The organism is Hamadaea sp. NPDC050747, from assembly GCF_040654195.1.
Taxonomy (GTDB): domain Bacteria; phylum Actinomycetota; class Actinomycetes; order Mycobacteriales; family Micromonosporaceae; genus Hamadaea.
Window position 1 is genome coordinate 40,451 of sequence record NZ_JBFAHM010000007.1, and the last position, 12,673, is coordinate 53,123.

Consider the following 12,673-nt stretch of genomic DNA (forward strand, 5'->3'; position numbering starts at 1 on the left):
TGTCAATGCCGACCGCGCTCCCGGCGGCTCGGTCGAGCCCTCCCCGGCGCTCCGGATACTCTCCATGACGTGCTGTTTCGGACCTGGGAAGCGTCGGCGGACTCCCCCGTCGTGATCCAGGGCGACCAGGTGCTCGTCGCCGCCCACGCCCTCGTCCGGCAGGTGCTCGCCGATCCGGAGACCTTCGCGCCGGACAACGCCCTCGACGCGGTGACCCCGATTCCGGTCGCGGCTTTACGGGTACTGGCCGGGCACGGGTTCCGGCTGCCGCCGACGCTGGCCAACAACGGCACCCCGTCGCATCCGGCGATCCGGACGCTGGTGGAACAGGCGCTGCACCCGCACCGAGTGGCGGCCCAGGCCGGCTGGCTGACCGGCGTGGTCCGGCGGCGGGTGACCACCCTGGCGGACCGGCTGCGGTCCGGCGAGACCGTCGACCTGTACGCCGACCTCACCTCGGACCTGCCGCTGCTGGTGCTCGCCCGGCTGGTCGACCTCCCCGACGACGACGTACGCGTCGTGAAGGAGTTCTCCCGGGCGGCGCTCGAACTCTTCTGGGCCCCGGTCGACCACGACCGGCAGCTCGCCCTGGCCGAGACGGTCGGCCACTACCACGCCGTCCTCCGCAAGCACGCCGAGCAGGGCGAGGGCATGATCGCCGAGCTCCGCGCCCTCGGCGACCCCGATCTCGCCGTCGGTGCGCTGTTCTTCCTGCTCGTCGCGGGCCAGGAGACGACGTCGCAGTTCCTCACCCTGCTGCTGCACCGGCTGACCGAGGAACCGTCCGTCGTGAGCGGGCTCGCTCGCGGCACGATCCGGGTCGACGACGTGGTCGAAGAAGGGCTCCGGCTCGTCCCGCCGATCACCACCTGGCGCCGGGTCGCCACCCGGCCGGTCTCGCTCGGCGGAGTCGACGTCCCCGCCGGCGCGTCGATCCTGCTCTGGCTGGCCGAAGCCGGCCGCGACCCGTCGGTGACGGCGTACCCGCACGACTTCGTCCCCGGCCAACGGGGGTCTCGGCGGCACCTGGCCTTCGGCGCGGGCGCGCATCGGTGCATTGGCGCTCAGCTGTCGCGCATGGAGGCGGCCGTCGTCGTCGCCGAAGCCGCCTCCCTTGTACGCGAAACCGAGGTCGTCCGGGCTCCGTGGTGCCCCGACAACCTCAGCTTCCGTATGCCCGACGCCTTCCAGATCCGGCGTCGCTGATCAGTTGAGCGCTCCGGCGAGGGCCACGACGATCGGGCCCATCAGCGGCAGCACCACGTTCGACAAGGCGTACACGATGGTGTAGCTCATCAACGGCGTGGCGTTGCCGGCCGCCTGCTGGACCGCCGTGGCGGCCGGGGTGGAGCACTGCTGACCGGCCACCGCGCCCAGGGTGAGCGGCGCGGGCAGCTTCATGATCTTCCAAGCGACGATCAGCGAGATCGACGCCGGGATGAGCGTGACGAGGATGCCGGAGATCGGCAGCGCCCACCCGAACTTCTTGATCAGGTCGACCGCCTCCGGGCCCGACGACAGGCCCACCGCGCAGATGAAGGTGGCCAGGCCGAGGTCCTTCACGACCTGCGCCGCCGCCGGGTGATACTGCCCCCGCTTCGGGTTCTTCGCCCGCAGCCAGCCGAACAGCAGACCGGAGAGCAGACAGCCGCCGCCGGTGCCGAGCGAGAGCGGGATGTCGCCCAGCGGCACCTCGATCTTGCCGATGAGCATGCCCAGGATGATGCCGATCGAGATGAAGACGATGTCCATCTTCACGGTCGGATCGATCTTGAAGCCGACCCGCGGGACGAACTTGTTCAGGTCGCTCTTCATCCCGGTGAACTTGAGCGTGTCGCCGGTGTTGATCTGCGTGCCGTTCTGGACCGGCAGGTTGTGGTCCATCCGCGTGATGCCGGTCAGGAAGATGCCGTGGCGATCCCCCACCGGGATGGCCTCCCGCAGATCACCGAGCGATTTTCCGCCGTATCCGGGCGCGGTGAGGACGGCCTCCTGGACGTCGAGGTCGACGTTGAACCCGCTCACGCTGGCCCGCTCCGGGCCGATGATCTGGTCGGCGTCGAGCAGACCTTCCCGGCGGCCGTTGAACAACACCAGGTCGCCGGAGGTCAGCCGGGTGTCCGGCTGCACCGGGACCGCCTCGCCCTGGCGCTGGATGCGTTCGACGACCACCCCTTGGCCCAGCACGTTCTCGACCTGCCGCACGGTCTGCCCGGCCGCCATCGTCACCTCGTGCGCCCGGCCGACGACCTCCGGCAACGCCGGGGTGGCGCCTTCGGAGTCGGAGCCACCGCCCAGCTTCTTCCAGAGCTTCTCGGCCTCCTCGCGGAGGTTGATCCGCATGAGGGCCGGGGCGATCTGGCTGGTCAGCAGCACGATCGTGATCAGGCCCATGATGTAGGAGATCGAGTACGCCGTGCCGACGTTGGCTTGGAGGATCTTGATCTGATCCGCCGGTAGATCGAGTTTGCCGATGGCATCGGTCGCCGTGCCGACCACCGCCGACTCCGTCGCGCCACCGGCGAGCAGACCGGCCGCCGTGCCCTGGTCGAGTCCGAGGATGACGGTCGCCAGGCCGACGACGAGCAGGATGGTGACCACCTCGATCAGCGTGAAGACGCCGTACTTCAGGCTGGCCTTGTTGAGGCTGGCGAAGAAGGACGGGCCGCTCATGTAGCCGAGGGTGAAGATGAACAGGGCGAACGCGATGTTCTTCACCTGGCTGTTGAGCGTCACGCCGAGCATGCCGACGAAGATGGCGACGATCAGCGTGCCGGCGACGCCGCCCAGCGAGATCTTCCAGAACTTGATCTTCCCGATCGCGAAGCCGAGCGCCAGGCAGACGAAGAGCACCAGCCCGTCGACCGACTTGAACAGATCGGTCAGCCAGTCCTTCACCGCTTCGACCCGGCCTTGGCGGGAGCCTTCTTGGCTGTCGTGGTCTTCTTGGCCGTCGTCTTCTTCGCAGGCGCCTTCTTCGCCGCCGTCGCCGCCTTCTTCGCCGGCGCCTTGGCGACCGCCTTCTTCGCGGGAGCCGCCTTCTTCGCGGCCGCCTTCTTCGTGGCCGCCTTCGCAGCGGTGGCCTTGGCGCCGGTGGCCTTCTGGGCGCCGCCCGTCACCTTCTGGAACTCGGCGTAGTAGTCCTCCATGGTCTCCCGGAGCCACCTGCCGATGTCCTGATAAGACTCATAGCGCAGGTTGGCCAGGCTGACCCGGACGCTCCACTCGGGACCGTCGAAGCCGCCGCCGTTGAGCAGCACGACGGAACCCTTCTCGGCCAGCCGGAAGACCGGATCCACCGGCTCGAAGTTCTTCGCCAGCCAGCTCGCGAACTCCGGGCTCACATACCGCTGCGCGTAGTTCATCAGGTCCAGCTCGATGTAGTAGTGCGCCGCCTGCGGATCCTTGGGCAGCTTCACCCCCATGCCCTTGACCAGCGCGTGCAGTCGCCGGGAGATGATCGTCTGGCAGGTCTCCTGGTACGCGCCCTGCTCGTCCAGCAGGTCGAACAGCGCGAACAGCCCCATCTGGATCTGCTGCGGCAACGACAGCCCGGCGGTGTGGTTGAGCGCCACCTGCCGGGAGTCGGCCACGATGCGGTCGATGAACTTGAGCTTCTCGGGCTCCAGCGTGATCGACGAGTAGCGCTCGCTCAACTGCGCCTTGCGCTTGGCCGGCAGCTTGGCCAGCTTGCCCTCGAAGATGTTGTCCCGGTTGACGGCGATGACGCCGAGCCGCCAGCCGGTGCAGCCGAAGTACTTGCTGAACGAGTAGACCCCGATGGTGTTCCGCGGCACCGTCGACATCAGCGACTCGAAGCCGTCGACGAAGGTGCCGTAGACGTCGTCGGTGATCACGGTCAGGCCCGGGTTGGACGTCTCGGTGATCCGCTTGATGTGGTTGCGGGACTCCTGGGACAACGCGACCGACGGCGGGTTCGACGGGTTCACCAGGAACAGCGCCTTGACCTTGGGGTCGGCCAGCTTGTCCAGCTCGGCCGGGTCGTACTGCCAGGTGTGGAAGCCTTCGGAGTCGAACCGGGACGCCTTCAGCTCGACGACGGTGAACTGATACCGCTCCAGGTGCGGGATCTCCAGGTACGGCGTGAAGATCGGCGTCATGATCGCGATCGTGTCGCCCTTGTTCAGGATGCCGTTGATCAGCGCCGAGTCGAACAGGTAGCACATCGCCGCCGTGCCGCCCTCGACGGCGTACAGGTCGAAGGGCTGCTTCGGCGCCTTGCCGCCGCACATCGCCTTCACCAGGTACGCGTGGACGACCTTCTCCATGTGGGCCAGCATCCGGTCGGGCTCGGGATAGTGATCGCCGATCACGCCGTCGGCCAGCTCCCAGGCGTACGCGTCCGGGTCGAACTTGAGCTTCTTGACGCCGTAGTCGAAGCTGCGCTGCAGGAGCGAGGCCCCGGGCTCGTTCCGATTCGTCTGCAGGAACGCCTTGTACCGCTGGGCGATCCCGGCCTTGGTCGGCATGCCCCCGACGCCGTCCCACTCGTCCCAGTCCCGGCGGGACTCCTCGATGCCGAACCGGCCCAGGAGGAAGAACGCCTCGCGCGGTTCGGTCGCGATCCAGTTCGGGTTGCCCCGGCCCGCGTTGAGCATCGTGACCGCTTCCAGCTTCACGTTCTCGTTCGCCAGGTCGATCAGCGAGTTCTTCAGCTCGAACGGGCTGAGCGACTCGAGTCGCTTCTGTTCGGCCCTCGACGTAGGCATCTCTTCTTCCCCCCGAAAGATCGTTCTACTTAGGACAAGAGGGCGACGATGACCGTCCCCCAGATGGTGAGCAGGGTGTTGCCGATCGCGTACGGGACCGTGTAGCCGAGGACCGGCACGCGGCTCTTCGCCGCGTCGCAGATCGCTCCGATCGACGCCGTCGTGGTGAACGTGCCGGCGGTCGACCCGAGGTTCGTGGCAGTGGGCCACTTGTAGAGCCACCTGCCGAGGAACAGCGTCAGGAACATCGGCAGCAGCGTGACGACCAGCCCGGCGAAGAGCAGCCCAAGCCCCTCGCTCTTGACCCCGGAGATGAAGTTGGGGCCGGACTGGATGCCGACGATGCCCACGAACATGCACAGGCCGCCGGTGTCCATCAACCACTCCGCGGCCGGCGGGAACCGGCCGAAGGACGGGTTCCGCGAGCGCAGCCAGCCGAAGATCAGACCCATGATGAGCGCGCCGCCGCTGGTGGTCAGGCCGATGTCCGCCCCGGCGATGGCCACCGTCGGGATGCCGATCAGCCCACCGAGGAAGATGCCGAACCCGATGTAGGAGTAGTCGGTCTCGTCGCTGGTCCGGTTGGGCTTGCCGATGACCGGGACGGCCTGCTCGACCAGCTCCTTGGGGCCTTCGATGGTCAGCTCGTCACCGTGGTGCAGGACGGTGGTCAGACCGAACGGGATCTCGACGCCGGCACGCACCACCTTCTTGACGAACAGGTTGCGCGCCTCGTCCTGCTGGGCCAGTTCGGCGAGCGTACGCCCCTGGAGCTTCTTGTTCAGCAGGACGACCGAGAGCGTCTCGATGTCGTAGCCGAGCAGTTCGGTGTCGTCGACCTCGGTGCCGACGGCGGTCATCTCGCCGTGGATGAAGTCGCTGTGGTTCGCCGTGACCGTGACGACGTCACCGGCCCGCAGAACGGTGTCCGGCGTGGTGAAGGCCAGCTCGTCCCCACGCCGGAAGCGCTGGAGGTAGATCCGGCGACCCCGGTTCCGGGCCAGCGTCTCCTCGGCCTGCACGGTGCTGCCGTCCAGCTCCGAACCTTCGGAGACGCGATAGGTCCGCCGCACCACCTGCCGGTACGCGGGCTGGCTGTCGGGGTCGGAGAACGTCCCGAGCTGCCTCTCCAGCTCGGCGCATTCAGCCGCGAGGTTCCGGGTGCCCAGCATCCGCGGCGCCAGCTGCGACAGGAAGTACGCCGCCGCGGCCGTCCCGAACAGGTAGCAGACGGCGTACCCGACGGGGATCTGGTTGACGAGGGTCTGCTTCTGATCGTCGGGGATGCTGGACGAGCCGTTGATGGCGTCGGTCGCCACCCCGATGACCGCCGACTGGGTCAGCCCGCCCGCCAGCAGTCCGGCGCCCCAGCCCGGGCCGTAGCCCATGATCTTCGCCATGGCGTACGCGACGATCAGGCCGAAGACGCAGCCGATCACGGCGATCACCAGCTGCGGTACGCCGTCCTTCTTCAGGGCCGCGAAGAACTGCGGCCCGACCCGGTAGCCGAGGGCGAACAGGAAGCCGATGAAGGCCACCGTCTTGACGAGGTCGGGGATCTGGATGTCCAGCTGACCGACCAGGACGCCGGCGAGCAGCGTACCGGTGACCGAGCCGAGGGTGACGCTCTTGATCTTCAGTCGGCCGATGGTGAAGCCCAGGGCGAGGGTCAGGAAGATGGCAAGCTCGGGATGAGCTTGCATCGACTCCTTGAACCAATGCCACATACCAGGCAAATTACGGCAAATGCCCTGACTGGATGTGGTGATTGCGAAACATCCACGGGCAAGATCAGTAATCGTCCTCGGCCAGCATTCGAGGGTCCTCGCAACTGCCGTACAACGTCTCCGTCAGCCAGCCGGGCGCACTGCGCCGGAACACCCCAGGTTCCATGGAACCCGCGCCGTCGGGGAGCAGTCCGTGCAGGTCACCGGGCAGATCGTCGAGGTTGGTCAGATGAACCAGCTCCGGCTCGGCCGGCCACGCGCCCAGCACCACCAGGCCGCTGACACCCCGGCGATCCAGCGCCTCCAGGGTCAGCGCCGTGTGATTCAGCGTCCCGAGTCCGGCTCGGGCCACGACGACGGCGGGAGCGCCCAAGCTCACCGCGACGTCGGCGACGGTCCACGAGCCGCCGCCCGGGATGTCCGCCAGGCGGGGACCCATCGGAACCAGCAGTCCCCCGGCGCCCTCGACGAGGACGAGGTCGTGGTCGGCCGCCTGCCGCTTGACCTCGTCCACGACGGTGTAGAGGTCGAGCGGCTGCAGGTGGGCCACCCGGGCCGCCGCGAGCGGAGCGAGCGGATCGGGGTACGACGCCAGCGTCCGGGTGGTGGCCGGACCCGCCAGGTGCCGCACCACCTCCTCGTCGGAGACCTCCCCGTACGCGGGGTCGACGCCGGTCTGCCCGGGTTTGACGACGGCGACCCGCAGTCCGCTCGCGGTGGCGCAGGCGGCGATGGCGGCCGTCACGACGGTCTTGCCGACCCCGGTGTCCGTGCCGGTGACGATGACGGTTCCGGTGAGGGGACCGGTGGGAGGGGTGTTCATGGTGCTGCCTCTACGACTTTCTCCAGCGCTTGCTCGAAGGCCGCCCGGGGCACTCCGACGTTGACCGTCAGCCGCAGCCGGGACACGTGGTCCGGAGTGGACGGTGGCCGGAAGCACCCTACCGCCACCCCCGAACGCAGGCACGCGGCGGCCCAGGCCGCCGCCTGGTCGGCCGAGGGCGCCTCCACCGACACCACGCCACCAGCCGGCGGGCGTACGCGGAATCCGGCGTCGGCCAGCCGGCGGTACGCGTACAAGCTGCGCGAACGGAGCTCGACCCGCAACTCGGGGGAGGTGATCGCGATCCTGGCCGCGGCGCGGACGCCGGCCGCGACCGACGGCGGCAGCGCGGTGTCGAAGATGAACGTGCGCCCGGTGTCGATCAGATGCCGGACCAGCGCGGACGGACCGGCGACCACGCCACCCGCGCCACCCAGAGCCTTGGAGAGAGTGGCCGTGATCACCACGTCGTCGGCGCCCGCCAGCCCGGCGGTCGAGTCCTCGACGACCCCGAGGCCGTGCGCGTCGTCGACGAGCAGCAGGGCATGCTGCTCGCGCGCGACCTGGTGCAGGTCCCGCAGCGGGGCGAGATCACCGTCGACGGAGAAGACCGACTCGGTGAGCACCACCGCGCGCTTGGTGTCGCGAAGCACGCTCGCGAGGTGACCGGGATCGCCGTGGCGATAGGTGACCGTGCGAGCCCCGGACAGCCGGCAGCCGTCGATCAGACTGGCGTGCACGTGCTCGTCGGCCACCAGCACCGTCTGCGGTGTGACCAGCGCCCGGACGACGCCGAGGTTCGCCAGGTACCCCGACGAGTACACCAGCGCCTCGGCGGTGCCGATCCAGGCGGCCAGCTCCCGCTCCAGCTCCGCGTGCAGCTCGGTGGTGCCCCGGACCAGCCGCGACCCGGTCGCGCCCAGGCCGTATTCGGCCAGCGCCTCGCCCGCCGCGGCGAGCACCTCCGGGTGGCGGGCCAGCCCGAGGTAGTCGTTGCCGGCCAGGTCGACCACCGGATCGGCGGCCGGACGGGGACGCAGCTCACGTCGCAGTCCGGCCTTGTCGCGCAGCTCTGCCTTGCGCGCCAGAGTGGCCAGCCAGTCGGACACTTCGCAGGTCCCCTTCGAGGTGAGCGTTGGTTAAGGCACCTTGTAGGGTACGGCCATGACCGACATCCTCGACCGCGCCCGTGAGCAGGTTCTCGACCGGGGCGTCGGCCTCGGCCAGGCCGAAGTGCTGGAGGTCCTGCGGCTGCCGGACGAGCGCATCGCCGACGCCCTCCAGCTCGCGCACGAGGTGCGGATGCGCTGGTGCGGGCCGGAGGTCGAGGTCGAGGGCATCGTCTCGCTGAAGACCGGCGGCTGCCCAGAAGACTGCCACTTCTGTTCCCAGTCGGGGCTTTTCTCCTCGCCGGTCCGGGCCGTCTGGCTGGACATCCCGTCGCTGGTCGAGGCGGCCAAGCAGACCGCGGCCACCGGCGCGACGGAGTTCTGCATCGTCGCCGCCGTCCGCGGCCCCGACGCCCGGCTGATGACGCAGATGCGCGAGGGCGTGAAGGCGATCAAGGAGGCTGTGGACATCAACGTCGCGGCCAGCCTCGGCATGCTCACCCAGGAGCAGGTGGACGAGCTGGTCGAGATGGGCGTCCACCGCTACAACCACAACCTGGAGACCTGCCGGACCTACTTCCCGAACGTGGTCACCACGCACTCGTGGGAGGAGCGCTGGGGCACCCTCAAGATGGTCCGCGACTCCGGCATGGAGGTCTGCTGCGGCGGCATCCTCGGCCTCGGCGAGACCGTCGAGCAGCGCGCGGAGTTCGCGGTCCAGCTCGCCGACCTCGACCCGCACGAGGTCCCGCTGAACTTCCTCAACCCGCGCCCCGGCACGCCGCTGGAGGACCAGCCGGTCCTCGACCCCAAGGACGCCTTGCGCGCCATCGCCGCCTTCCGGCTCGCGATGCCGAGGACGATCATCCGGTACGCGGGCGGCCGCGAGATCACCCTGGGCGACCTCGGTACGCGCGACGGCCTGCTCGGCGGGGTGAACGCCGTGATCGTCGGCAACTACCTGACGACCCTCGGCCGCCCGGCGACCCAAGACCTGCAGCTACTCGCCGACCTGAAGATGCCCGTCAAGGCGCTGTCGGCAACCCTGTAGTTCTTGATCATTGCGTCAGCCGCTGGCGAGCGCTTGCGCGAGCCGCCAGAAGTTCAGTCAGTCGTTTCGGGCTGTGAAATGCCCGTTGTACCAGCATGGCTGACGCAATGATCACGCTTCGAGGAGGGGTCCGGATGAGCAGCGAGACTATGCATTGCCCGCGGTGCGGGCGGCAGCTGGTGGCCGGGCCGGCGCATGCCGGCTGCGCGGCGGCGCTGGAGTTGGAGCCGCCGCGCTATTGCACGGAGTGCGGCCGGCGGATGAAAGTGCAGGTCGTCCCGACGGGCTGGTCGGCGACCTGTGTCGAACACGGAGCACGCTCTTCCTAACGCGAGAGTTACTCACTAGTATCCGCGCATGCCCGTCCCCGACCTGCCCGACGTCGTGCTCTGGTCCATCCCGGCGTTCATCCTCCTGACCCTGCTCGAGGCGATCTCGTACCGGCTCCACCCGGACGACGACGAGCTGGGGTACGCCGCCAAGGACACTGCCACCAGCCTGTCCATGGGATTGGGCAGCCTCGGCTTCGACCTGCTCTGGGGCATCGTCCCGGCGCTGGTCTACTCGGCGATCAACCTGGTGACGCCGCTCCACGTGCCGATCACCTGGCAATGGGTGCTGGTCTGCCTGCTCGCGCAGGACTTCTTCTACTACTGGTCGCACCGCAGCCACCACGTGATCCGCGTACTGTGGGCGTCGCACGTCGTGCATCATTCGAGCCGCCGCTTCAACCTCTCCACCGCGCTCCGGCAGCCGTGGACCGGGTTCACCAGCTGGCTGTTCTACCTGCCGATGATCGCGCTGGGCGTACACCCGGCGGTGCTGGCCTTCTGCAGCTCGGTGAACCTCGTCTACCAGTTCTGGATCCACACCGAGCGCATCGACAAGCTGCCCCGGCCGTTCGAGTTCCTCCTCAACACCCCGTCCCACCACCGGGTGCACCACGCGTCGCAGGGCGGCTACCTCGACCGGAACTTCGGCGGCATCCTGATCGTCTGGGACCGGCTGTTCGGCTCGTTCGCCCCGGAGACCGAACGGCCGATCTACGGGCTGACCAAGAACATCGGCACCCACAACCCGCTGCGCGTCGCCTTCCACGAGTACGCCTCGATCGGCCGGGATCTGCGCGCCGCGCGTACCTGGCGGGAGCGGCTCGGCCGGATCTTCGCCGGTCCGGGCTGGGAGCCGGCGGCGCCCGCCGAGTCCGAGGGGGCCGGCAAGTGATCCTCGCGCTGTACGCCGTCCTCGCGGTGACGCACATCGTCGTCTCCGCCTTCGACGTCACCTGGGCCGAATGGGCCACGAAACCGCTGCTCATGCCGTTGCTGGCGCTCTACGTCGTGCTTCGGAAGGGGCCGGGCCTCATCGTCGCCGCCCTGCTGCTGTCGGCGGCCGGGGACGTGGCCCTTCAGTTCGCCGAACCCGACTTCCTCTTCCTCGTCGGCATGGGATTCTTCGGGGCCGCGCACGTCTGCTACATCGCGTACTTCGTCCGGCACGGGCGTCGCCGCCTCAGTGTCCTCCCGGTCTATGTGCTGCTCTGGGTGGGCTTGATCGCGTGGTTGTGGCCCGATCTCGGCGCGCTGCGGATCCCCGTGGCCGCGTACTCTCTGTTGCTGTTCACCACTGGCGCGACCTCCGCCCGCCTCGGGTGGCGCGCGGGCCTCGGCGGCGCGTTCTTCGTCCTGTCCGACACGCTCATCGCGCTGGGCCTGGCCGATCACGAGCTGCCCGGCCCGGACATCTGGGTGATGGTCACCTATGCGTTAGCCCAGGTGCTGCTCGCGACGGCTGTCATCAGGGCGCGACAGTCGCACAAAGTGTCCGCTATGGACAACGCATCGTAACCGTTAAATGACCGGATGAGCCCGGCCCCCGGTTATCGCGACGCCCCCCTCACTCAGTTCCACAACGAGCCCACCGATCCGGTCGAGGCGGAAGACTTCCTGCGGCGGCTGTACGCCGAACAACCGAAGCTCGGCGTGGACGCGCGACTCGTCGCCGCCCGCGTCGAGCAGGTACGCGAACAGATCGACGCCCTCGGCACGTACGCGCACACGCGGGTGGAGCTGATCTACGGGGCACGGATGGCCTGGCGCAACTCCAGCCGGTGCATCGGCCGGCTCTACTGGAACAGCCTGGTCGTCCGTGACCTCCGCGGCGTCACCGGGGTCGACGCCACCGCCGAGCAGCTCGTCCAGCACCTGGAGATCGCCGCCGGACAGGGCAAGAACCGCGGCCGCCTCCGTCCGGTCATCTCGATCTTTCCGCAGGCCGTGCCGGGCCGGCCGCGAACCGTGCTGTGGAACGAGCAGCTGATCCGCTACGCGGGCTACCGCGACGGCATCGGCGACCCCCTGTACGCCGACTTCACCGAAGCGGTCACCGAGCTGGGCTGGAGGGGCAAGCACAGCGCCTTCGACATTCTGCCGCTGGTGCTGCAGGAGCCCGGCCAGGAGCCGCACCTGTTCGAGTTGCCCGAGCAGGCGGTGCTCGAAGTGCCGCTGACCCATCCCGAGCTGGCCTGGTTCGCCGAGCTGGGCCTGCGCTGGCACGCGGTCCCGGCGATCAGCAACATGCGGCTGACCATCGGCGGCGTCCACTATCCGCTCGCGCCGTTCTCCGGCTGGTACATGGGCACCGAGATCGGCGCGCGCAACCTCGCCGACGCCGATCGCTACGACCAGCTCCCGGCCATCGCGGCTCGGCTGGGCCTCGACACCACCCGCGAGTCGAGCCTGTGGCGCGACCGCGCGCTGGTCGAGCTGAACCGGGCGGTGCTGTGGTCCTTCGAGCGGGCCGGCGTGAAGATCGCCGACCATCACACGGAGTCACGGCACTTCCTGACCCACATCGCCAAGGAGGAGAAGGCCGGCCGGACGGTCCCGGCCGACTGGTCCTGGATCGTCCCGCCCCTGTCGGGCGGCGCGACCCCGGTCTTCCACCGGTATTACGCCGAGGCGGACCAGCGGCCCAACTTCTACCTCGACGAGAACGCCAAGGACTTGTCGCGCTGCCCCTTCCACGCCTCGGCCAGCGTCGCGGTCGCCACGTCCGTGACTGGGGCACTGCCCGCGCAACGCACTCGGGATCACCCGGCGGTACGCCCAGCGGCGCCGGCCGCCGACGAGACCACCCATGAGGTGCCCGTCGTCGCCGAGTCCCTGGCGTTGGGCGGCCCGGACGCCGGGCCGCTGCGCAAAGGCTGGCTGCGCGGGAACCGCAAGGCCTAG

General features: G+C 69.0%; 11 protein-coding genes. 6 read left to right on the forward strand and 5 right to left on the reverse strand.

Features of this window, described 5'->3' with window-relative positions:
* The first annotated feature begins 72 nt into the window (after positions 1-72).
* Complete coding sequence (locus AB0H43_RS17555; protein ID WP_360000865.1) at positions 73-1,206, forward strand: cytochrome P450; 1,134 nt, start codon at positions 73-75, stop codon at positions 1,204-1,206.
* Here AB0H43_RS17555 and aspT (AB0H43_RS17560) read toward each other — a convergent pair whose 3' ends face one another.
* The 5 genes from aspT (AB0H43_RS17560) to AB0H43_RS17580 all read right to left on the reverse strand — a co-directional run bounded on the left by aspT (AB0H43_RS17560) (position 1,207) and on the right by AB0H43_RS17580 (position 8,389).
* The gene (gene aspT, locus AB0H43_RS17560; RefSeq protein WP_360000406.1) at positions 1,207-2,898 is read right to left on the reverse strand and encodes an aspartate-alanine antiporter; all 1,692 of its coding nucleotides are present in this window, start codon (positions 2,896-2,898) and stop codon (positions 1,207-1,209) included. It lies immediately after the preceding gene.
* Entirely contained in the window at positions 2,895-4,730 is a 1,836-nt protein-coding gene (locus AB0H43_RS17565) for a bifunctional aspartate transaminase/aspartate 4-decarboxylase (RefSeq protein ID WP_360000407.1), read from the reverse strand. Before AB0H43_RS17565 ends, aspT (AB0H43_RS17560) begins: the two co-directional genes overlap by 4 nt.
* A 29-nt stretch (positions 4,731-4,759) precedes the next feature.
* On the reverse strand, positions 4,760-6,457 hold the full coding sequence (gene aspT, locus AB0H43_RS17570) for an aspartate-alanine antiporter (RefSeq protein ID WP_360000408.1): 1,698 nt from the start codon (positions 6,455-6,457) through the stop codon (positions 4,760-4,762).
* A 64-nt stretch (positions 6,458-6,521) separates the two neighbouring features.
* On the reverse strand, positions 6,522-7,280 hold the full coding sequence (bioD, locus tag AB0H43_RS17575; protein ID WP_360000409.1) for a dethiobiotin synthase: 759 nt from the start codon (positions 7,278-7,280) through the stop codon (positions 6,522-6,524).
* Positions 7,277-8,389: an 8-amino-7-oxononanoate synthase gene (locus AB0H43_RS17580; protein ID WP_360000410.1), complete on the reverse strand. Its 1,113-nt coding sequence runs from the start codon at positions 8,387-8,389 to the stop codon at positions 7,277-7,279. Before AB0H43_RS17580 ends, bioD begins: the two co-directional genes overlap by 4 nt.
* A gap of 55 nt (positions 8,390-8,444) precedes the next feature.
* Between AB0H43_RS17580 and bioB the strand changes: the two genes are divergently transcribed.
* The 5 genes from bioB (at position 8,445) to AB0H43_RS17605 (ending at position 12,673) form a co-directional block, all read left to right on the forward strand.
* Complete coding sequence (bioB, locus tag AB0H43_RS17585; RefSeq protein ID WP_360000411.1) at positions 8,445-9,440, forward strand: biotin synthase BioB; 996 nt, start codon at positions 8,445-8,447, stop codon at positions 9,438-9,440.
* Positions 9,441-9,589: 149 nt separating this feature from the next.
* On the forward strand, positions 9,590-9,769 hold the full coding sequence (locus AB0H43_RS17590; RefSeq protein WP_360000867.1) for a hypothetical protein: 180 nt from the start codon (positions 9,590-9,592) through the stop codon (positions 9,767-9,769).
* Between the two features lie 28 nt (positions 9,770-9,797).
* On the forward strand, positions 9,798-10,664 hold the full coding sequence (locus AB0H43_RS17595; protein ID WP_360000412.1) for a sterol desaturase family protein: 867 nt from the start codon (positions 9,798-9,800) through the stop codon (positions 10,662-10,664).
* On the forward strand, positions 10,661-11,287 hold the full coding sequence (locus AB0H43_RS17600; protein WP_360000413.1) for a lysoplasmalogenase: 627 nt from the start codon (positions 10,661-10,663) through the stop codon (positions 11,285-11,287). The genes AB0H43_RS17595 and AB0H43_RS17600 overlap by 4 nt, the downstream gene beginning before the upstream one ends.
* A 15-nt stretch (positions 11,288-11,302) precedes the next feature.
* Positions 11,303-12,673, forward strand: a complete 1,371-nt coding sequence (locus AB0H43_RS17605; protein WP_360000414.1) for a nitric oxide synthase oxygenase — start codon at positions 11,303-11,305, stop codon at positions 12,671-12,673.